Source organism: Alkalilimnicola ehrlichii (genome assembly GCF_003399765.1).
In the GTDB taxonomy this organism is placed as follows: Bacteria; Pseudomonadota; Gammaproteobacteria; order Nitrococcales; family AK92; genus AK92.
The window spans coordinates 45,542-66,118 of sequence record NZ_NFZV01000002.1 but is presented as its reverse complement, the minus strand read 5'-3'; the positions used below and the strand labels follow the sequence as shown (position 1 = coordinate 66,118).

Sequence of the window (20,577 nt, the reverse complement as noted above, 5' to 3'; positions counted from 1 at the left end):
CTCCCCCAGCTAACGTTTATCCGCTACGGGTTTCGTCCGCTAACGGCATACGAGGGGGCAACAGGGTTTTGTTAGGCTTGCCAGCTTCTTCTTTTACCAGTTTTGGTGTCAGATAGCCGGGCAGACAAGTGCTTAGTTCGGCGAGGAGGCGTTTTGCTTCCGCCTCGGGGATATCGAAATGGGCGGCACCTTGAACTTTATCGAGTAGGTGAAGGTAGTACGGGAGGGTGCCGGTTTCGAACAGGCGATGACTGAGTTCGGATAAATGCGCGGCCGAATCGTTGATCCCGCGTAGCAGAACGGTTTGGTTGAGGAGGGTTACCCCGGCTTGTTTGAGCTTAAGCAGCCCTTCGGCGACGCGTTGGTCGATTTCCTGCGCATGGTTGGCGTGGACCACCATAATAGGTTGTAATCGGTTGCCTGCGAACCAGGCCAGTAAATCGTCGGTGAGCCGCTCCGGCAGAACGATCGGTAGCCGACTGTGAATACGAAGCCGTTTGAGGTGGGGGATGGCCGCGAGCTTTTGCGCTAGATCGCTTAATCGACGGTCGTTAAGCGACAGCGGGTCGCCGCCGCTTAAGATGACTTCGTCCACTTCCGGGTGCTCGTACAGGTAATTCAAGGCATCCTGCCAGCGCTGCCGCCCGGCGTGAGCCTCCGCGTAAGGAAAGTGGCGGCGAAAGCAATAGCGGCAGTGAATGGCGCAGGCGCCGGTAAGGACCAGTAAAACCCGGCCATGATATTTGTGCAGCACGCCGTCGGCTGTCATCGCTTGCAGATCGCCGACCGGATCGGTCAGAAAGTCCGCGGCGGGGTTGCATTCGACCCCCAGCGGGAGTACTTGCCGTAGCAAAGGATCGTTAGGCTCGCCCGGCCGCATGCGGCGACGTAACCCCTTGGAACCCGTAGGGGAAATAGCTTCGCGGCCGCCTTCGCGGCAGGTAGCAAATCGTCTTCCAGACGTAGGATATTCAGCAGTTCGGCCGGATCGCGAATGGCGCGAGCGAGTTCTTGTTGCCAACGAGGCGGAGTGGCGGCCGCTATTAGACTCATGATTATTCAGGCTCCTTGCTGCCGAGGTTGGATATTCTAACCGACTCGGTTTTCCGTTAGGATGCCCGAATTCCGTTATATTGCTCGATAAATGAGGATCCGATGGCGACTTATAGTACTAACGAGTTCAAGGGCGGGCTAAAAATTATGCTCGACGGCGATCCGTATGCGATCGTTGAGAACGAGTTCGTTAAGCCCGGCAAAGGTCAGGCATTCAACCGCGTTAAAGTGCGCAACCTCAAAACGGGGCGCGTCATTGAACGTACGTTCAAGTCCGGCGATAGCGTGGAGGCGGCCGACGTCGTAGAGGTAGAGTTGCAGTATCTCTACAACGACGGCGATCTGTGGCACTTCATGGACCCGGCCAGTTTTGAGCAGCATAGCGCAGGACAGGCTGCGGTGGGCGATGCGGTGAAGTGGATCAAAGAGCAGGATGTATGCACCGTTACGCTATGGAATAACGAGCCGCTCACGGTAGAGCCGCCGAATTTCGTTCAACTGACCGTGACCGATACCGACCCCGGCGTACGCGGGGACACCAGTGGCGGCGGCGGCAAACCGGCAACGCTGGAGACGGGTGCGGTGGTGCGCGTGCCGTTGTTTATCGAAGTGGGCGAAGTGTTGAAGGTCGATACCCGTAGCGGCGAATACGTTTCGCGCGTGAAGGACTGACCCGACGTTGAGTGCCGATTGGTTTCCCAGCGCGCCGTTGAGTAATCTGCGGCGGCGAGCCGAGGTGCTTGCCGCCGTAAGGGCGTTTTTCGCGCGCGCGCGTTTGGGAAGTGGAAACGCCCTTGCTGTCCGCAGCGGCGAATAGCGACCCTCAGCTAGCTAGTTTCGATTGCCGGTATAACGGGCCGGGAGCGCCGGCGGACGGGCGCTTATGGTTGCAGACGTCGCCCGAGTTTGCCATGAAGCGCCTGCTGGCGGCGGGTAGCGGCTCTATCTACCAGTTGTGCCGAGCGTTCAGAGCCGACGAAAGAGGGCGGCGGCATAACCCCGAATTCACCATTCTGGAATGGTATCGCGTCGGTTTCGACCATTACCAATTGATGGACGAAGTGGCTGAGCTGGCGACGCTGCTGCTCGGGCCGCACCCCGAGCAGCGCTTGACGTACCGCGATGCCTTTTTACGCTACGCCGAGGTCGATCCGTTTACTGCCGACGAGGCGGATTTGAGAGCGTGTGCCGAGCGCTGGGATGTGCCTTATCCGAAGGGTTTGAGCGGGCACGATAACTGGTTGGATTTATTGTTGTCGTGCATCGTTACGCCGGCCCTGGCGGCCGAGCGTTTCACGTTTATTACCGATTTCCCTGCGTCTCAGGCCGCCTTGGCCCGAATACGCGAGGGCAGCCCTCCTGTCGCCGAGCGTTTCGAGCTATTCATAGGCGGTATGGAAATTGCCAACGGCTTTCATGAACTGACGGACCCGACAGAGCAGCAGATGCGCTTTGCCGCCGAGCAGGCGGCGCGGACGGCGCAGGGTTTGCCGGCACCGACTACGGATCGGCGGCTACTGGCGGCGTTGGCGGCGGGCTTGCCAGCGTGTGCGGGTGTGGCTGTCGGGTTGGATCGCCTGATTATGTTGGTGTGCGGCGCTAACGCTATCGACGAGGTTTTGGCGTTTCCTATCGAGCGTGCTTAGCGCCTTTCTTCCTTTGCGCGCGGTCGATTTTCTTAATTACGCGCTTTGCTTTTGCTCCACGGTAAGCTCGCCCAGCGCTTGTCCCATGCGGACTTTTTGCTCGTTTTCGAGCGTGTTATCCCATTCCATTTGGCCGGGGCCGAATAAAACGATCGCGGTAGAGCCCATGTTGAAGCGGCCAAGTTCGTCGCCGCGAGCCAATTGCGTTGCGTTTTGTTGGTCGTACTCCCAGCTGCGGACGCGTTTGCCGGCCGGCGGGGTGACCACCCCCGACCAGACAGTTTCGATACTGCCGACGTTGATGGCGCCTACCAGGACGATAGCCATAGGGCCGTGCTCGCCCTCAAACAGATTAACGACGCGCTCGTTACGTGCAAACAAGCGGGGCACAGTACGTACCGTATGAGCGCCGACGCTGAACAAGCGACCGGGAACGTGAATCATCCGTTGCAGCTTGCCCGCGCAAGGCATGTGAATGCGATGATAATCCCTGGGCGAAAGATAAACCGTGACGAAGCGGCCGCCGTGGAAGCGTTGCGCCAATTCGGTATCGCCGCCGAGTAAATCGGCTACCGAGTAGGTGTGACCTTTGGCCTGCAAGAGTTGGTCGTGCTCGATAGGTCCGATGGCGCTGATCGCACCGTCGGCCGGGCTGATGATCGCCGTGGGCGAATCGGGCAGCGGCCGCGCACCGGGTTTTAGCTCCCGCGTGAAAAAGGCGTTGAAGTGTTCGTATGCCGTTGCTTCCGGCGCTGCCGCTTCGCTCATATCCACTTTGAAAGCGCGGACAAAAGCGTTGATTAATGCGTTTTTCAGCCAAGACCAGCGGCAGCGGGTAACCGCCAGCGTCAGGCGCGAAATCGCGTGATGCGGGAGCGGATATAAGGGTAGGCTTTTCGCCCAGTCGCTAAAACTGGCGGTTTCGCGCGATTTGGATGTGCTCATAGGTTCGGCTTATGCCCTGACGCTGATTTAGAATTCCGTTAGCGGTGAAAACCGTGAATTTCGACCAGATCCCGGACGATCGGTTCCGCGTGGTGCGGCGCGCGGAATAGAGCCACCAGCTCGCCTTGCGGGTCGAACAACAGTAAAGACGAGCTGTGGTCGACCATGTAATGCTCCTCGCCGCCTTCGTCGTGCCGTATGTAGAGAATGCCCAGATCGCGGGTGAGTTTCTCCAGTTCCGGGTCTTCTCCGGTTACGCCGAGAAAGTTGGGATTGAAAACGGCACGTAATCCGCCAGACGCTCCGGGGTGTCGCGGGCCGGATCGACCGAGACAAAAACGGTTTTCAGGTTAATGTCGGTGCCGTTTTGGCGCAGCTCCTCTTCGACTTCGTCGAGTACCGCCAGTGTCATAGGGCAGATATCCGGGCAATAGGTGAAGCCGAAGAAGAGGAATGTCCATTGGCCTTGCAGACGAGCATTGTCGAACCGCTCGCCGTGGTGGTCGATCAGCGCGAACTCAACGACGGGTTTGCCGCCTGCCAAATACGTCGCGCTTACCAAGTCGTCCGGTTTGCTATCGCGGCTCGCATCGAGAAAGCCGGAAGCAGCCCAGACGCCGACGAGCAGCGCGGCCAGCGCCACTGCTAATAATAAGGGGATGAGGTATTTGGGGGTTGTGTTCGTGGTGTTCATGGGCAGCATTATTTCACAAGCTTTTTAAGCTTGCATCAGTGAGATGTCGCAAATGCCTCGCGCAGGCGCCGAGTTATCTTTTCGGCTAGGCTGCAACGCGATGAGCGCGTATCCCAAGTTCGATAGCTTGCGCAAAATCGGTGAGACGAACTGCGCCGAATTCGGTATCATCACGAGCGTTTTAACGTTTGGACAGACCGTATGGAAACCCTCAGCGAAGCTCCCGCCGAATTAGAAACCGTGCTCGATTATGTCCGTTGGGCGGCAAGCCGATTTCAAGAAGCCGGTTTGGTTTTTGGTCATGGTACCGAGACTGCTCTGGACGAGGCCGCCGCGTTGGTGCTGTATACCTTGCACATGCCGATGGATCTGCCGTCCTTGTATTTCGGTGCCAAGCTGACGCGCAGCGAGCGCGAGGCTGTGGTGGCGCGTGTTAATCGGCGTATTCGGGAACGTTTGCCGTTGCCGTATTTAACGCATGAAGCATGGTTCATGGGGTTGCCGTTCTACGTCGACGAGCGCGTCTTGGTGCCGCGTTCGCCGATTGCGGAGTTGATCGAGGCGCGGTTCGAACCCTGGGTCGATCCGGATGCGGTACGGCAAGTGGTGGACCTTGGAACCGGCAGCGGGTGCATTGCGATCGCTTGCGCCTATGCTTTCCCCGATGCGCAGGTGACGGCTGTGGATGTGTCCCCGTCGGCACTGGAAGTGGCCAAGGTGAATGTGGATCGCCATCACGTCGGCGAGCAGTTGCAATTGTGTCAATCCGATTTGTTCGAAAGCATACCTGCCGAACAGCGCTTCGATATCATCGTCAGTAATCCGCCGTACGTCGATTTGCAGGATATGTCGCGGTTACCGTTGGAGTTTCAGCGTGAGCCGCAGCTTGGACTGGCCGGCGGTAGCGATGGCTTGGATATCGTGCGGCGGATTCTTGCGCAGGCCGAGGAGCGCTTAACCGAGAACGGCGTGTTAATCGTGGAAGTCGGTAATAGCGCCCCCGCCCTGGAGGCAGCTTATCCCCACGTGCCGTTCTTATGGCTCGATTTCGAACGCGGCGGGGACGGCGTATTCTTGCTGACCGCCGAGCAAATCCGCGACTGCCGCGCCTATCTGCGCCCTTAAACAGAGCACATAGGCGCCGCGTTTACTCCCTAACGCTAACAAGGATTCGGAAAAAGCGATGTCTGGTAATACCTTCGGCAAGCTGTTCACGGTGACTACCTTTGGCGAAAGCCATGGTCCGGCTCTGGGGTGTATCGTCGACGGTTGTCCGCCGGGGCTGGCGTTGAGCGAGGCGGATCTGCAAGCGGATCTGGATCGCCGCAAGCCTGGCACATCGAGGTTCACGACGCAGCGGCGCGAACCCGACCAGGTGAGGATTCTCTCCGGCGTCTTTGAAGGGCGCACCACCGGTACGCCGATCGGCTTGTTGATTGAGAATACCGATCAGCGCTCGAAGGATTACTCGAAAATCGCCGAGCAGTTTCGGCCTGGCCATGCCGACTACACTTACCGACAGAAGTACGGGGTGCGCGACTACCGTGGCGGCGGGCGTTCGTCGGCGCGGGAAACGGCTATGCGCGTGGCGGCGGGCGCAATTGCTAAGAAGTACTTAAGCGAGCGCTACGGCGTGCGTATTCGCGGCTATTTGTCCCAGCTCGGCCCTTATGAGTTAGCACTGCACGATTGGGAAGCGGTTGGCGAGAACCCTTTTTTCTGTGCCGACCCCGAGCGTCTGCCCGAACTGGAAGCGTATGTGGATGGACTGCGTCGAGACGGCGATTCGGTCGGCGCTAAAGTGACGGTTATCGCCGAGGGGGTTCCGCCGGGCTGGGGGGAGCCGATTTTCGATCGCCTCGACGCCGAACTCGCTCATGGCCTAATGAGTATTAACGCCGTCAAAGGGGTGGAAATAGGTGCCGGATTTGCCAGCGTGGCGCAAAAGGGTAGCGAGCATCGCGATGAGATCGCTCCGGCCGGTTTTTGAGTAATCACGCAGGCGGTGTGCTGGGCGGTATTTCCACCGGGCAGGCGATTGTCGCGCATATCGCGCTCAAGCCAACTTCCAGCATTCGCGTGCCGGGGCGGTCGGTCGATGTGCACGGGCAGCCGGTAGAGGTAGTGACGACCGGCCGTCACGATCCCTGTGTCGGAATTCGGGCAACGCCGATAGCCGAAGCTATGTTGGCTTTGACCCTAATGGATCACGCTTTGCGTCATCGGGCGCAAAATCAAGATGTCGATTCCGGTACGCCGATTATACCCGCCACGCCGGATGAGTGAGGATGACGGCGGGTTTACCGTACTGGCGGCTATCTAACTTTTACTTCTTCTACTTTGCCATCCTAGGGGCGCTGGTCCCCTACTGGGGGCCGTATCTCCGTGGGCAGGGGTTTAGCGCCGCGGAAATCGGCGAACTCATGGCTATCCTGCATGCCACGCGCATAGTGGCGCCCAACCTATGGGGCTGGTTGGCGGATCGCAGCGGACGGCGAATGTTTATCGTTCGGCTCGCCAGCGCCGTTGCCTTGTTGACCTTTCTCGGCGTTTTTCTTGGCTCCGGGTATTGGTGGTTGGCTGGCGTGATGGCCTTGTTCAGTTTCTTCTGGAACGCCTGCCTGGCTCAGTATGAAGCCAACACCATGAATCACCTGCAGGGGCGCGAACAGGATTACAGTCGCATCCGCTTATGGGGGTCGGTTGGGTTTATTGTCGCCGTCATCGGAGTTGGCGAGCTGATCGATTACTTTGGCGAGGCGGTCTTGCCGCTGACCATTTTATTGTTTTTCTTTGCCTTGACGGTTTCTAGCTTTCTCACGCCCGAACGCCGGCAGGAGAGGGTGAGCCGGGCAGAGCCGGGTTTTCTGAAAGTTGCTTTGCAGCCCCATGTGTTGGGGTTTCTCATTGTTTGCTTTCTGCTGCAAGCCAGTCACGGTCCGTATTACGCCTTCTATAGTATTTATCTACAGGATCAAGGCTATTCCAGCGTTTTAGTCGGCGCGCTCTGGGCTGTCGGCGTGGTGGCGGAGATCGGCGTTTTCTTACTCATGCATCGTTTGTTGCCGCGGTTCGGCGCCCGCTTGCTGATGACGGCAACGTTGCTATTGGCAGCTTTGCGCTGGTGGTTGATCGGCGAGTTTGCCGATCTGTTGCCGGTATTGTTCGGCGCCCAATTGCTGCATGCGGCCACCTATGGCGTATATCACGCGGTGGGTATTCAGCTGGTAAACCGTTATTTTGTCGGGCCCAATCAGGGGCGCGGGCAGGCGCTGTATAGCAGTCTCACGTTTGGCGCCGGGGTTGCTGTCGGGGCGTTGATTAGCGGTTATTTGTGGGATGTCGTCGGTGGCGAGACGACGTTTTATGCCGCGGCCGTGCTAGCCGCTGTGACCGCCATTATCGCCTATACCCAGATTCCCGGGCGTCGGGTCGGTGACTGAGCGAACTCGGTTTGGGCGTGTTTCTCGCCCTTCATGTTACAGGGGCACGCTAGAATTCTCTGAATCCGTTATAATGGCCGATCCGAGTATCTGGGCTAAGGACGTCGTTGGGCGCTAGGTTGCGACGACGCTTGGATCAAACCACAGACTATCGAGTGTTGTATGGCCGGTAAGACTCTTTACGACAAATTGTGGGATGCGCACGTCGTGCGTCATAACGACGACGGCTCTACGTTGCTGTATATCGACCGTCACCTGGTGCACGAGGTGACCTCGCCGCAGGCTTTCGAGGGGCTGCGGCTAGCCGGACGGCAGCCGTGGCGTGTTAGTGCCAGCCTTGCTGTCGCCGATCACAATGTACCGACCACCGACCGTAGCCAGGGTATTAGCGACCCGGTTTCCCGGCTACAGGTGGAAACACTGGATAGTAACTGCCGGGCTTACGGCATTACCGAATTCGATATGAACGACCCAAGACAGGGGATCGTTCATGTCATTGGCCCCGAGCAAGGCGCGACCCTGCCGGGGATGACGGTCGTCTGTGGCGATTCGCACACATCGACTCATGGCGCGCTGGGCGCTTTGGCGTTCGGCATCGGGACCTCCGAGGTCGAGCACGTGTTGGCCACGCAAACGCTCATGCAGCATAAATCCAAGGCGATGCTGGTGAGCGTCGACGGCGAGATCGGCCCGGGCGTGACGGCCAAAGATATCGTGCTGGCTATTATCGGCGAGATCGGTACTGCCGGTGGTACCGGCTATGCCATCGAGTTCGGCGGCGACGCCATCCGCGCGCTTAGCGTCGAAGGGCGAATGACGGTATGCAACATGGCCATCGAAGCGGGCGCGCGCTGCGGTATGGTGGCCGTGGACGATAAGACCATCGACTACGTAAAAGGCCGGCCGTTTGCGCCCAAGGCCGACGTTTGGGAGCAAGCCGTTGCCGCCTGGCGGGAGCTGAAAAGCGACGCCGATGCCGAGTTCGACCGGGTGGTGCGGCTTAATGCGGCGGACATCAAGCCCCAGGTCAGCTGGGGAACCTCGCCCGAGATGGTGGCGCCGGTAGATGGCGCCGTACCGAACCCTTTCAAAGAATCCGATCCGGTGCGCAAATCCGGCATGGCGCGGGCGCTTGAGTATATGGGGCTGGAGCCGGAGACGCCGATCACCGAGATTAAAATCGACCGTGTGTTCATTGGCTCCTGCACCAATTCCCGCATCGAGGATTTGCGCGCCGCAGCCAGCGTCATAAAGGGCCGTAAAGTAGCGGCGAGCGTTAAGCAGGCGATGGTTGTGCCCGGTTCCGGTTTGGTGAAACGGCAGGCCGAGGAAGAGGGGCTGGATAAAGTGTTTTTGGAGGCCGGATTCGAATGGCGCGAACCCGGGTGCTCTATGTGTCTGGCGATGAACGCGGATCGCTTAGAGTCCGGCGAGCGCTGCGCGTCGACCTCTAACCGGAATTTCGAAGGCCGCCAAGGTCACGGCGGGCGTACCCATCTGGTGAGTCCGGCCATGGCGGCAGCGGCGGCGATTGCCGGTCACTTCGTCGATGTGAGGAGTTTCTGATATGCAGCCGTTTACCACGCTCGACGGTTTGGTGGTGCCGCTGGATCGTGCCAATGTCGATACCGACGCCATTATTCCGAAACAGTTTTTGAAATCGATCAAGCGCACCGGCTTTGGGCCGAATCTGTTCGACGAATGGCGCTACCTGGATCAGGGGCAGCCTGGGCAGGATTGCAGCCAGCGGCCGCTGAACCCGGATTTCGTGTTGAACCACGACCGTTACCAAGGCGCGGAAGTTTTGTTGGCGCGGCGTAACTTCGGTTGCGGTTCCTCGCGCGAGCATGCGCCTTGGGCGTTAGCCGATTACGGAATTCGCGCCGTCGTCGCGCCCAGTTTCGGCGATATTTTTTATAACAACTGCTTAAAGAATGGCTTATTGCCTATCGCCTTGAGCGAAGAGGCCGTGCAGCAGTTATTCGAGGAAGTCGAGGCGAACCCGGGGTACCGGTTACAGATCGATTTGCCGGAGCAGACGGTGACTACGCCTAGCGGCGAGGTGCTGCGTTTCGATATCGACGATTTTCGCAAGCATTGCCTCATTAACGGCTTAGACGAAATCGGTTTGACCTTGCAGCATGCCGATGAAATTCGCGCCTACGAGCAGCGCCGTAATCAGCAGGCGCCGTGGCTGTTCGGTAACGGGTAAGGAAACAACATGACCAAGAAGATTCTTGTATTGCCGGGGGACGGCATCGGGCCGGAAATCGTTGCCGAAGCCGTAAAAGTGTTGGAGTGCCTGTGCAGCACCTTCGATTTCGACTGTCAGCTTGAGCACGCCCTAATCGGCGGTGCCGCCTACGACGCCGAAGGCGTGCCGTTGCCGAACAACACGTTGGCACTGGCGCGCGATGCCCATGCGGTGCTGCTGGGTGCGGTCGGTGGGCCGCAGTACGACAAGCTGGACCGCCCGTTGCGCCCCGAGCGCGGCTTGTTGGCGATTCGCTCCGAGCTGAACCTGTTCGGCAATCTGCGTCCGGCCATTCTTTATCCGCAGCTGGCCGATGCTTCGGCACTCAAGCCGGAAGTTGTTGCCGGCCTCGATATTATGATCGTCCGCGAACTGACCGGCGGTATGTACTTCGGTCAGCCGCGAGAGATTCGCGAACGGGCCGACGGTCAGCGCGAAGGCTACAACACCATGATTTACGCCGAAGACGAGATCGAGCGCATCGGTCGACTCGCCTTTGACGTGGCGAGCAAACGTGCCGGTCGCGTTTGCTCGGTCGATAAAGCGAATGTACTCGAAGTCTCCGAGCTGTGGCGCGAGGTGATGGAGCGGGTCGCCCAGGATTACCCGAACGTCGAGCTCAGCCACATGTACGTCGACAATGCCGCCATGCAGTTGGTGCGGGCGCCGAAACAATTCGACGTGGTGGTTACGGAGAATATGTTCGGCGATATCCTCTCCGATTGCGCCGCAATGCTGACGGGCTCGATCGGTATGTTGCCGTCCGCTTCGCTCGATGAGAACGCCAAGGGGATGTACGAGCCGATCCATGGCTCCGCCCCGGACATCGCAGGGCAGGGTGTGGCGAACCCACTGGCGACCATTCTTTCGGTCGCGATGATGCTGCGATATAGCCTCGGTGAACCAAAGCTGGCCGACCGTATCCAACAGGCCGTAGGCAAAGTGCTCGATCAGGGCTACCGTACGGCGGATATTTATACCGAAGGCTCGAAAAAGGTCGGCACCCATGAGATGGGCGACGCCGTTATCGCCGCGCTGCGGGAGCAGGCGTGATTTTGCTTCTGACTGGCGCAGCGATCGTTCGGGCACACCCCATCGTAATTCACAGTAACCCTCGAGGTTAGACATATTATGAAGCGAGTAGGATTTGTCGGTTGGCGCGGGATGGTTGGTTCCGTGCTGATGGAACGGATGCAGGCGGAAGCCGACTTCGACGCTATCGAACCGATTTTCTTCACCACCTCTCAGGTGGGGCAGGCTGGGCCGAACATTGGCAAAGAGGTGCCGCCGCTCAAGGATGCTAAGTCCATCGATGAGTTGAAGACGATGGATGTCATTATCTCCTGCCAGGGCGGCGACTACACCAGTGCCGTTTATCAGGATTTGCGCAACAGCGGTTGGGACGGCTATTGGATCGATGCCGCTTCTACCTTGCGCATGGAAGACGATGCCATCTTAGTGCTCGACCCGGTTAACCTGGACGTTATCAAAGACGGTTTGGCGCGCGGCGTAAAAACCTACGTCGGCGGTAACTGCACTGTTAGCCTTTCGCTCATGGCCTTGGGCGGTTTGTTCAAGGCGGGGCTGGTCGAGTGGATGACCTCCATGACCTACCAGGCAGCGAGCGGTGCCGGTGCCCAAAACATGCGCGAGTTGCTGAATCAGATGGGGGCGACTTACGGCGCAACGAAATCGCTCCTGGAAGATCCGGCAAGCAGCATCTTAGACATCGATCGGGCTGTGACCGAGGCGATGCGCGCCGATAGTTTTCCGGTCGACCACTTCGGTGTGCCCTTGGCCGGCAGCTTGATTCCCTGGATCGACAAGAAACTCGACAACGGGCAAAGCAAAGAAGAGTGGAAAGGGAGCGTCGAGACCAACAAAATCCTTGGCCGTCGCGACAACCCTATCCCGATCGACGGGCTTTGCGTGCGGGTCGGTTCGATGCGCTGCCATAGCCAAGCGATGACAATCAAGCTCACTCGCGATGTGCCGCTGGACGAAATCTACGGCATGTTGGCCGAGGCTAACGATTGGGTCAAAGTCGTTCCGAACGAGAAAGAAGACTCGGTACGGGATCTGACCCCGACCGCCGTAACCGGTACCTTGACCGTTCCGGTCGGTCGCCTGCGTAAGCTGAACATGGGGCCCGAGTACCTGTCCGCATTCACCTCGGGCGACCAATTGCTGTGGGGTGCCGCCGAACCGCTGCGGCGGATGTTACGCATTCTGCTCGACAGCTAATCGTGAGCTGCCCGCATCGATGTTTTCGGTGCGGGCTTTTCGTAAAAGGAAGCGGCGAATCGAATGAAAAGCGCGGGCTATGAGGTCGCGCTCGTCGGCGCGACGAGCGAAGTTGGTCGTTCCATTTTGGCGCTCATCGCCGAGCGCGAGATGCCTATTGCGGCTGTGCATGCCCTAGGCCCAGATAGCGCCGTGGGACAACGCGTCGAATATAAGGACCGTTACCTTCGGCTAGGCTCCCAGCGCGAGTTTGACTTTGCCCAAGCAGATATTGCGTTTTTGCCACGGATGCCGGGGTGGCGCGCGAGTTCGCACCTGAAGCTGCCACAGCCGGTTGCGCCGTCATCGATACCAGTTCGGCGTTCAGCCGGGATGCTGCCGTCCCGCTGTCGATTCCCAGCGTGAATCCGCAGGTGCTGGCAAGCCGCCCAAAGGGTATCGTGGCTTGCCCAAGCGCGGCGACTTTACAGCTATTAACGGTATTGCAGCCGATCCACGCTAAAGCGGGCGTGCTTAATGTCAACGTGACGGCTTTGGCCGCAGTTTCCGGGGCCGGCAAGGCCGGTATCGATGAGCTCGCCGGACAGACGGCGATGCTGTTGAATGCGCGCGAGGCCAAGGCAAAAGCGTTTCCGAAGCAAATCGCCTTTAACTGTCTACCGCAGGTCGGCGATTTTCTTGACGATGGTTATACTGATCAAGAGGTGACCATCATGGAGGAGGCGCGTAAGATACTAGTTGATGAGCATATAAAAATAGACGTCACGGCAGTGCGTGTTCCTGTATTCTACGGCGATTCTCATATACTAAGGCTTGAGACGCGGGAACCGCTGGTTGCGGAGGAAGTGCGTCGCATTTTGGCGAAAACATCGGGTATTCGCGTCCTTGACGAGCGTGAAGATGGAGGATATCCGACGGCAGTCACGGAAGGAGTCTCACATGATGAGGTATTTGTTGGGCGCATTCGGGACAGTATCTCGCACCCGCAGGGTTTGAATTTATGGGTCGTCGCAGATAATGTTCGTAGAGGAACAGCGCTCACTGCAGTGCAGATCGCCGAGCTATTGATCCGCGACTACTTGTAAGTTTGCTCGCGGGGGGAGACAACAACAAAGAAAAGCCAGGTGGACGGCATTCTAAGCACGCTGACTCCACCGGTCATAGGGAATCTCATGGCACGTAAAATTGCCCATCTTGTCGCCGCATTGGCCGCTACGGCCTGTACATCGGCTTTTGCTCTCGGCTTGGGAGCTATTGAATCACGATCGGCACTTAATCAGCCTTTGTCGGCCCGTATTCCGTTGCATGCCGTGCAACCGGACGAACTACGTACGGTAAGCGTCGAGCTGGCTCCGAGCGAGGCGTTTGATCGGGCCGGCGTGGATCGCCCCTTTTTCCTTTCGAATCTTGCATTCGAGGTCGTAGGTGGCGATCGGCCGTATATTAGGGTGACTAGCTCCGAGCCCATCAAAGAGCCCTTTCTGGATTTTCTCGTCGAAGTTAATTGGGCGAGCGGTCGTATGGTGCGCGAATACACGCTGCTACTCGACCCGCCGGTTTACGCCGATGAGCCTTCCGCTGCGCCTGCGACCGCCGCCTCAGGCAGAGGTGTCGGGAGCGGCGTCGAGCGCGGTACGCGTGGTGCAACCGCTTCGCCGAGCCGTCCCGAGCCGCGCTGGACAACCGAGCCTGAGCCCGCGCCTGCCGCGCCGACCGCGGCCGTGGTTAGCGGTCAGTATCGCGTGAACGACGGCGATAGCCTGTGGAGGATCGCCGAGCGCGCGCGCCCCGACGGTTCTATCGACGTTCATCAGGCAATGCTTGCCATCGCTAGAGCGAATCCTGAGGCGTTTATCGAAGGCGACATCAACCGCTTACGTCGCGGTAGTATCTTGCGCGTACCGGAAGGCTCGGAGATGGCGGAAGTCAGCCGGCAGAACGCGTTCCGAGAAATCCAGCGCATGTTGGCCGAGCACCGACGGCCCGAGCCTGAGTCGGTCGCGGCGGCCGAGTCGGAGCCAACGCCGGAAACACCAGCCCAGTCGCGTGATGCATCGGCCGCGGCGGATGGCCATCTGCGGGTGGTTGCGGCCACCGATGCCGATTTGGCCGTGGATGGGGGGTCGCTAGTCGATGCCGAGCTTAATCCGACGCAGGAGAGCGTCGAGCGTCTCCAGCGCGAGTTAGGCATGATGCGGGAGAGCGAGCTTAGCCTGCAATCGGAGAACGAGGATTTACGTCGGCAGGTCGATGGCTTGCGGCAAGAACTGGAGAATCTTGAGCGCTTGCTGAACCTGCAGATGGAGCAGCAGCAGACGGCACAAGTGCCTGTCCCCGACTTGTCGATAGCCGACGAAGAAGCCCCCGTAGCGGGAGAGGAGGTCGCCGCCGAGGTGGCGAGCGAAGCTACCGAGGCCGCCGATGCGCAGACCGTAGCCGAGGTGGCCGAAGCGTCGAGTCGTCCGGCTGTTGCTCCGGCACTGCCCTTGGAGGAGCCCGAAGAGCCGGGTTTGCTGCAAGATATGCGAACCATGGGCATGGCGGTCGGCACCGGACTGTTATTGGGCTTGTTGGGTTGGTTAGTTGTGCGCCGTCGGCGTCTGGCTGCCGCCGCTCCGGTCAGCATCCAATTCGATGACGACGCGACCGGAACGAGGTCGCCGAAGCTCAAGAGCCGGACTCTGACGAGGCCGATGTCGCAGCGGATCATGACCCGATCGCCGAGGCGAATGCCTACTTAGAGCATGGCCGTTACGAGCAGGCGGAAGAAGTCTTATTCCTTGCCCTAGAGCGAGAGCCGGCTCGTACAGACCTGCGTTTGAAGATGTTAGAGATCATGGCGCTGTCGGATAATCGCGCCGGCTTTGAAACGCATGCGGAAGCCCTGCATGGGCAGCTCCGCGGCCAGGGGCCGGAGTGGCAACAGGTAGTGGAAATGGGGCGGGAGATTGCTCCCGAGCATCCCTTCTTCAGTGCCGATGAAGCGAGCGACGAGGCCTTCGCCTCGGCTGAGGAAGAGACGTTCGACCTGTCCGCCCTGAGCGACGATCTGCCGGCTGTTGAGGATGACGAGTTCGATGCGGAGCTTGAGGCCGAAGCGTTTGTCGAGCCAGCGACGGAAAGCAAACCCAAGGCCGGCGCCGACTCGCTCGATTTCGATCTCGACGCCGGTGAGCTGGAAGAACCGGTAGCGGCCGATGCCATAAGCGACGAGGCAAACGAGGACGACGAACTCTCGTTGGATTTCGACATCGATGCCGCTCGCGATGCGGTTGCAGCCGAACCGGAGTCAGAGCGGCAGGCTTACGAGTCTGACGACGCCTTGGAGTTCGAGAGCAGCTTCTTGAACGAAGAGCTTGCCGAGACCTCAGAGGAAGAGGCGGTAGCCGGGCCAACGACGGACGACGAGCTGCATCTCGATTTCGATTTGCCCGAAGATTTAGAACCGACTCGCGCCGAGGCTACGCCGGACGAGGCTATCGAGGACCAGCCGCAGCTGTCCGATTCCGATAATGTGTTCGATCTGGGCGATGAAGTCGCCACTAAGCTCGATTTGGCCCGTGCTTATCTGGATATGGGCGACGAGGAAGGGGCGCGGAGTCTGTTAGACGAGGTTTTGGAAGAGGGTAGCGACAGCCAGCGCGCTGAAGCCGAAACCTTGCTGAAGAAAGCGAGTTAGTCGTTACGCTGCGACAACCAAAAAACACCGGCGTTCTAGCCCGGTGTTTTTTTAGGCAACATCCTGTTTTTTCGTGTATCTTCCGCTTCTCTTGTTTAACGCGGTTTAGCATAGCGAATCATGAGAATTGCCTTAGGGGTGGAATACGACGGCGCCGCCTATATCGGTTGGCAGCGTCAACGGCACGGGGTGACCGTGCAAGAGGTGGTTGAGAAAGCATTGAGCAAGATTGCCGCCGAGCCTATCGCGGTGACGTGCGCCGGCCGTACGGATGCCGGCGTCCATGCGACGCAGCAGGTCATTCATTTCGATACCAACGCCGAGCGGCCGATGCATGCTTGGCTGCTAGGCGGCAATTCCAACCTGCCACCGGGTGTATCGTTTCGCTGGGCCGAGCCGGTGCCGGAGACGTTTAACGCGCGTTTCAGTGCCCTGTCTCGCGCTTATCGCTACGTGCTTATGTGTCACCGGCTACGCCCTGGGCTGAATCGAGACAGGGTTGCTTGGACCTACAAGCAACTCGATGCCGAACGGATGCATGAGGCCGGGCAAGTGTTGTTGGGCGAGCAGGATTTTACCTCGTACCGTGCGGTTGCCTGCCAGGCGAAGCACCCGTTCCGCCGACTCGACCGACTCAGCGTATGGCGCCGCGGCGACTTTGTTTACCTTGATATCGAGGCAAATGCCTTTCTCCATCATATGGTAAGGAATATTGCCGGTACCTTGATGAAAATAGGCGCTGGAGAGGCGCCTGTTAGCTGGGCCGGAGAAGTCCTGGCGGCCAAAGACCGCACGGCGGCGGGTGTGACAGCACCGGCCGGCGGTTTGTACTTGGTGAAAGTCGTTTATCCGCCTGAATACGGCTTGCCCGAGTCCGGCAGTCTGCCGGTTTTGCGTAAGGCCGGCGCTCAGGTTACGATTCAGCGTTTGGATAACCGCTAAACTGTGGCAACGGACCGCCAGGCGTGGGTGAGGCGTCGGACTAACGGCGGCCGACGACATAACAGGAAATCACGACGTGCGTACCCGGATCAAGATTTGCGGCATTACACGGCCGGAGGACGCGCTCAGCGCGATAGAATTCGGCGCTGACGCATTGGGCTTCGTCTTCTGGAAGCCTAGCTCGCGCTCGATCGAGCCGGCGCAGGCGGTGGAGATCGTGGCCGCTTTGCCGCCCTTGGCTTCGATCGTGGGCTTGTTCGTTGACGCGACGGCCGCCGACGTCGAGCGAGTGTTAAAACAGGTACCCTTGGATCTGCTTCAGTTTCACGGCGACGAGCCCCCTGAATTGTGCTCGGCCTTTGCGCGGCGGTACATCAAAGCTTTGCCGATGGGAGGCGGAGTCGACCCGCTAGCTTATGCTCGGCGGTATGCGGATGCCACGGCGTTTTTATTGGACAGCCATGCCCTGGGCGGCAGCGGCGGTACGGGGCAAGCGTTCGACTGGCGGCAGGCGCCGAAGGCGCTGGGCCGGCCGATGATTGTCGCCGGCGGCTTAAACGCCGGGAATGTCAGACAGGCTATTGAACAATGCAAGCCCTATGCGGTCGACGTCAGTAGCGGCGTCGAAGCAGCGAAAGGTATTAAGGATCCGGCTAGGATGGCGGAATTCATTAACGAGGTAAATCGTGTCGGACGTGACTGAGACTAGGCAGGAAACGGTGGATTATACACGCTATCCCGATGCTCAAGGGCATTTCGGGCCATACGGGGGGCGCTTTGTTGCGGAAACCCTGATGGCGGCTTTGGAAGAGCTGACCGCAGCTTACGAACGATTCCGGAACGACTCCGAGTTCCAGGCTGCTTTCGACCGTGACCTTGCCGAGTTCGTCGGCCGTCCCTCGCCGCTGTACTACGCCGAGCGCTGGAGCAAGCGCTTAGGCGGTGCCCGCATTTATCTAAAACGGGAAGACCTTAACCACACCGGCGCTCATAAGATCAACAATACCGTTGGACAGGCTCTGCTTGCATCGCGGATGGGCAAGTCGCGCGTGATCGCCGAAACAGGAGCCGGGCAGCATGGCGTGGCGACCGCCACGGTGGCGGCTAGGTTCGGCATGAAGTGTGTCGTCTATATGGGCGAAGAAGACGTTCAGCGGCAGTCGGTGAACGTGTTTCGGATGAAATTGCTGGGCGCCGAAGTCGTGCCTGTCCGCTCTGGCACCCGCACCTTAAAGGACGCGATGAACGAAGCCATGCGCGATTGGGTGACCAATGTCGACGATACCTTTTATATCATCGGTACCGTTGCCGGTCCGCATCCTTACCCTGCCATGGTTCGCGATTTTCAGACCATTATCGGTCGCGAGGCGCGGCGTCAGATTCTGGAGATCGAGGGGCGCTTGCCGGATGCGCTGGTGGCTTGCGTCGGCGGCGGCTCTAACGCTATCGGGCTCTTTCACCCGTTTTTGCAGGACGAAGGCGTTGCCATGTACGGCGTCGAAGCCGCGGGCGAGGGGATTGCAACCGGTCGCCATGCCGCGCCCTTGTGCGCCGGTAAGCCGGGCGTTCTGCACGGTAACCGTACCTATCTGATGGAGTCCGAATCCGGGCAGATCATCGGTACCCATTCGGTTTCTGCCGGGCTCGACTATCCCGGCGTGGGCCCGGAGCACGCGTGGCTTAAGGATTGTCAGCGCGCTAGCTATGTCGCTGCGACGGACCAAGAAGCGCTGACCGCGTTTCACGATCTAACGCGTTGCGAAGGCATTATGCCCGCCTTGGAAACCAGCCACGCCTTGGCTTACGCCGCTAAGTTGGCGCAGGAAATGCGGCCGGATCAAACGATTGTGGTGAGCTTGTCGGGTCGGGGCGATAAGGACATTAACACGGTAGCGCGCTTGGAGGGGATCGAAGTATGAACCGTATCGAGAAAACCTTCGCGGCGCGCGCGGCAGAAAAGCGTAAAGTATTGGTTCCTTATATCACCGCTGGCGATCCAAAGCCTGCGGTGACGGTAGGCTTGATGCACGCGATGGTCGAGGCCGGGGCGGATATTATCGAGTTAGGCGTGCCCTTTTCCGACCCCATGGCGGACGGGCCCGTTATTCAAGCGGCTTGCGAGCGCGCCTTGGTGCACGATGTTACGCTACGCGACGTGATCGAGATGGTTCGGCAATTTCGGGCCGATAATAACGAGACGCCGGTCGTGCTGATGGGCTATCTCAACCCGATCGAGGTCATGGGATACGCGACCTTCGCAAAGGCAGCCGCCGATGCGGGGGTCGACGGCGTACTAACGGTGGATTTACCGCCGGAGGAAGGCGGCGAGGCCATGGCGGCGATGGATGCCGAAGGGTTAGCGCCGATCTTTCTCGTCGCGCCGACAACCACGGGCGAACGCTTGCAGCGTATCTGCGCGGCAGCGCGCGGTTTTGTTTATTATGTTTCGCTTAAGGGCGTGACTGGCGCGGCAACGCTGAATGTGTCGGCAGTGGCGGACAAAGTGACCGAAATCCGGCAGGCCAGCGACTTACCGGTAGGGGTCGGGTTTGGTATCCGCGATGCGCAAAGTGCCGCAGCCATCGGCGCCGTTGCCGATGCCGTTGTGGTCGGTAGCGCATTGATCAAACGAATCGAGGAGCTCAGGGACGACGAGCAACGCATGCGCGAGGCCGTGGCCGGTCTGTTAAGCGAGATGCGGCAAGCACTGGATGCGCAACAAACCGAGACGGCTTAGAGGACGTCAAAACAATGAGCTGGTTTCAGAAATTAATGCCCTCCCGTATTCGAACCGAGGGCGGTAGCAGCGAGCGCAGCCGGAGCGTTCCGGAAGGTTTGTGGACCAAGTGCGATGCCTGTAGCGCGGTGTTATACCGGCCGGAAGTCGAACGTAATATGGAAGTCTGTCCGAAGTGCGGGCATCACTTGCGGATCGGCGCTCGGCGGCGTTTAGAGCTGCTGCTTGACGAGAACACCCGGCACGAAATCGGCGCCGACATCCAACCGGTCGATGCGCTGAAATTCAAAGACAGCAAGAAATATAAAGACCGCTTGGTCCAGGCGCAAAAGGGTACCGGCGAGCACGATGCCTTAGTCGCCATGAGCGGCTCGATCAAAGGTTTGCCGGTTGTGGCTGCGGCTTTCGAATTCGCTTTTATGGGCGGCTCGATGGGCTCGGTGGTCGGCGAGCGTTTCGTACGGGCGGCGGATGTGAGCTTGCAGGAGCGTATTCCCCTGATTTGCTTCTCGGCCAGTGGTGGCGCGCGTATGCAAGAAGCGTTGTTTTCGCTGATGCAGATGGCGAAAACCTCGGCCGCGTTAGCGCGATTACGGGAAGAGGGAATTCCCTTTATTTCCGTATTGACCGATCCGACGATGGGTGGGGTGTCGGCAAGCTTGGCTATGCTGGGCGATGTTAATGTTGCTGAGCCGGGCGCCTTGATCGGTTTTGCCGGGCCGCGTGTTATCGAGCAGACGGTACGGGAAACGTTGCCGGAAGGCTTTCAGCGCAGCGAGTTCTTACTAGAGCATGGTGCTATCGATATCATTATGGATCGGCGCGAGATGCGCGATCGGCTGCCGGCGTTGTTAGCCATGCTTACTCACCGGCCTTCGCCGGAGACGCGACATTTGACTACGGAGGCGGAGCCGGAACCGACGGCCTGAGTCGCGCTCGA

General features: G+C 59.2%; 18 protein-coding genes and 3 pseudogenes. 17 read left to right on the top strand and 4 right to left on the bottom strand.

What is annotated here, in order from left to right; all coding sequences use genetic code 11:
• Window positions 1-16: 16 nt before the first annotated feature.
• Complete coding sequence (epmB, locus tag CAI21_RS02715; protein ID WP_309544936.1) at window positions 17-880, bottom strand: EF-P beta-lysylation protein EpmB; 864 nt, start codon at window positions 878-880, stop codon at window positions 17-19.
• 275 nt (window positions 881-1,155) lie between these two features.
• Here epmB and efp point away from each other — a divergent pair, with 275 nt between their 5' ends.
• Complete coding sequence (gene efp, locus CAI21_RS02710) at window positions 1,156-1,725, top strand: elongation factor P (RefSeq protein ID WP_116300877.1); 570 nt, start codon at window positions 1,156-1,158, stop codon at window positions 1,723-1,725.
• A gap of 110 nt (window positions 1,726-1,835) precedes the next feature.
• Window positions 1,836-2,699, top strand: a complete 864-nt coding sequence (gene epmA / locus CAI21_RS02705) for an EF-P lysine aminoacylase EpmA (protein ID WP_309544935.1) — start codon at window positions 1,836-1,838, stop codon at window positions 2,697-2,699.
• Between the two features lie 36 nt (window positions 2,700-2,735).
• Here epmA and asd (CAI21_RS02700) read toward each other — a convergent pair whose 3' ends face one another.
• The 3 genes and pseudogenes from asd (CAI21_RS02700) to CAI21_RS02690 all read right to left on the bottom strand — a co-directional run.
• On the bottom strand, window positions 2,736-3,644 hold the full coding sequence (gene asd / locus CAI21_RS02700; protein WP_116300876.1) for an archaetidylserine decarboxylase: 909 nt from the start codon (window positions 3,642-3,644) through the stop codon (window positions 2,736-2,738).
• Between the two features lie 38 nt (window positions 3,645-3,682).
• Complete coding sequence (locus CAI21_RS02695) at window positions 3,683-3,811, bottom strand: hypothetical protein (RefSeq protein WP_258868889.1); 129 nt, start codon at window positions 3,809-3,811, stop codon at window positions 3,683-3,685.
• Between the two features lie 12 nt (window positions 3,812-3,823).
• Window positions 3,824-4,338: pseudogene (locus CAI21_RS02690) on the bottom strand (SCO family protein); the annotation flags it as partial.
• Between the two features lie 201 nt (window positions 4,339-4,539).
• Here CAI21_RS02690 and prmB point away from each other — a divergent pair.
• From prmB to accD, 15 genes and pseudogenes are all read left to right on the top strand, one after another.
• A complete protein-coding gene (gene prmB, locus CAI21_RS02685; protein ID WP_116300873.1) occupies window positions 4,540-5,463 on the top strand; it encodes a 50S ribosomal protein L3 N(5)-glutamine methyltransferase in 924 nt (307 codons plus the stop codon).
• Between the two features lie 58 nt (window positions 5,464-5,521).
• Window positions 5,522-6,624: pseudogene (gene aroC, locus CAI21_RS02680) on the top strand (chorismate synthase).
• A gap of 2 nt (window positions 6,625-6,626) precedes the next feature.
• Window positions 6,627-7,781 carry an MFS transporter gene (locus tag CAI21_RS02675; RefSeq protein WP_116300872.1) on the top strand — a complete coding sequence of 385 codons (1,155 nt, stop codon included), beginning with the start codon at window positions 6,627-6,629 and terminating at the stop codon, window positions 7,779-7,781.
• Window positions 7,782-7,943: 162 nt separating this feature from the next.
• Window positions 7,944-9,347, top strand: a complete 1,404-nt coding sequence (gene leuC, locus CAI21_RS02670; RefSeq protein WP_116300871.1) for a 3-isopropylmalate dehydratase large subunit — start codon at window positions 7,944-7,946, stop codon at window positions 9,345-9,347.
• A gap of 1 nt (window position 9,348) precedes the next feature.
• Entirely contained in the window at window positions 9,349-9,993 is a 645-nt protein-coding gene (leuD, locus tag CAI21_RS02665; protein ID WP_116300870.1) for a 3-isopropylmalate dehydratase small subunit, read from the top strand.
• Between the two features lie 9 nt (window positions 9,994-10,002).
• Entirely contained in the window at window positions 10,003-11,088 is a 1,086-nt protein-coding gene (leuB, locus tag CAI21_RS02660) for a 3-isopropylmalate dehydrogenase (RefSeq protein WP_116300869.1), read from the top strand.
• Window positions 11,089-11,166: 78 nt separating this feature from the next.
• Entirely contained in the window at window positions 11,167-12,279 is a 1,113-nt protein-coding gene (asd, locus tag CAI21_RS02655; protein WP_116300868.1) for an aspartate-semialdehyde dehydrogenase, read from the top strand.
• Window positions 12,280-12,342: 63 nt separating this feature from the next.
• A pseudogene (locus CAI21_RS02650) lies at window positions 12,343-13,364 on the top strand (aspartate-semialdehyde dehydrogenase).
• A gap of 87 nt (window positions 13,365-13,451) precedes the next feature.
• Window positions 13,452-15,020, top strand: a complete 1,569-nt coding sequence (locus CAI21_RS02645) for a type IV pilus assembly protein FimV (RefSeq protein WP_116300867.1) — start codon at window positions 13,452-13,454, stop codon at window positions 15,018-15,020.
• A gap of 95 nt (window positions 15,021-15,115) precedes the next feature.
• Window positions 15,116-15,958 (top strand): FimV C-terminal domain-containing protein, encoded by an 843-nt coding sequence (locus CAI21_RS02640; protein WP_181919230.1) that lies wholly within the window; start codon window positions 15,116-15,118, stop codon window positions 15,956-15,958.
• 117 nt (window positions 15,959-16,075) lie between these two features.
• Window positions 16,076-16,900: a tRNA pseudouridine(38-40) synthase TruA gene (truA, locus tag CAI21_RS02635; protein WP_116300865.1), complete on the top strand. Its 825-nt coding sequence runs from the start codon at window positions 16,076-16,078 to the stop codon at window positions 16,898-16,900.
• 76 nt (window positions 16,901-16,976) lie between these two features.
• Window positions 16,977-17,603, top strand: coding sequence for a phosphoribosylanthranilate isomerase (locus tag CAI21_RS02630; protein WP_116300864.1), 627 nt, complete (start codon window positions 16,977-16,979; stop codon window positions 17,601-17,603).
• The gene (gene trpB / locus CAI21_RS02625; RefSeq protein WP_116301035.1) at window positions 17,596-18,819 is read left to right on the top strand and encodes a tryptophan synthase subunit beta; all 1,224 of its coding nucleotides are present in this window, start codon (window positions 17,596-17,598) and stop codon (window positions 18,817-18,819) included. The genes CAI21_RS02630 and trpB overlap by 8 nt, the downstream gene beginning before the upstream one ends.
• Entirely contained in the window at window positions 18,816-19,637 is an 822-nt protein-coding gene (trpA, locus tag CAI21_RS02620) for a tryptophan synthase subunit alpha (RefSeq protein ID WP_116300863.1), read from the top strand. Before trpB ends, trpA begins: the two co-directional genes overlap by 4 nt.
• A 14-nt stretch (window positions 19,638-19,651) precedes the next feature.
• Window positions 19,652-20,566: an acetyl-CoA carboxylase, carboxyltransferase subunit beta gene (gene accD, locus CAI21_RS02615; RefSeq protein ID WP_116300862.1), complete on the top strand. Its 915-nt coding sequence runs from the start codon at window positions 19,652-19,654 to the stop codon at window positions 20,564-20,566.
• Window positions 20,567-20,577: the final 11 nt, after the last annotated feature.

Coding starts and splice junctions, on each gene's coding strand:
- leuC (WP_116300871.1), top strand. CDS start 7,944: ATGGCCGGTAAGACTCTTTACGACAAATTGTGGGATGCGCACGTCGTG.
- CAI21_RS02645 (WP_116300867.1), top strand. CDS start 13,452: ATGGCACGTAAAATTGCCCATCTTGTCGCCGCATTGGCCGCTACGGCC.
- epmB (WP_309544936.1), bottom strand. CDS start 880: ATGCGGCCGGGCGAGCCTAACGATCCTTTGCTACGGCAAGTACTCCCG.
- accD (WP_116300862.1), top strand. CDS start 19,652: ATGAGCTGGTTTCAGAAATTAATGCCCTCCCGTATTCGAACCGAGGGC.
- CAI21_RS02675 (WP_116300872.1), top strand. CDS start 6,627: ATGACGGCGGGTTTACCGTACTGGCGGCTATCTAACTTTTACTTCTTC.
- trpA (WP_116300863.1), top strand. CDS start 18,816: ATGAACCGTATCGAGAAAACCTTCGCGGCGCGCGCGGCAGAAAAGCGT.
- prmB (WP_116300873.1), top strand. CDS start 4,540: ATGGAAACCCTCAGCGAAGCTCCCGCCGAATTAGAAACCGTGCTCGAT.
- leuD (WP_116300870.1), top strand. CDS start 9,349: ATGCAGCCGTTTACCACGCTCGACGGTTTGGTGGTGCCGCTGGATCGT.
- CAI21_RS02640 (WP_181919230.1), top strand. CDS start 15,116: ATGGCGCTGTCGGATAATCGCGCCGGCTTTGAAACGCATGCGGAAGCC.
- asd (WP_116300876.1), bottom strand. CDS start 3,644: ATGAGCACATCCAAATCGCGCGAAACCGCCAGTTTTAGCGACTGGGCG.
- asd (WP_116300868.1), top strand. CDS start 11,167: ATGAAGCGAGTAGGATTTGTCGGTTGGCGCGGGATGGTTGGTTCCGTG.
- leuB (WP_116300869.1), top strand. CDS start 10,003: ATGACCAAGAAGATTCTTGTATTGCCGGGGGACGGCATCGGGCCGGAA.
- CAI21_RS02695 (WP_258868889.1), bottom strand. CDS start 3,811: ATGGTCGACCACAGCTCGTCTTTACTGTTGTTCGACCCGCAAGGCGAG.
- efp (WP_116300877.1), top strand. CDS start 1,156: ATGGCGACTTATAGTACTAACGAGTTCAAGGGCGGGCTAAAAATTATG.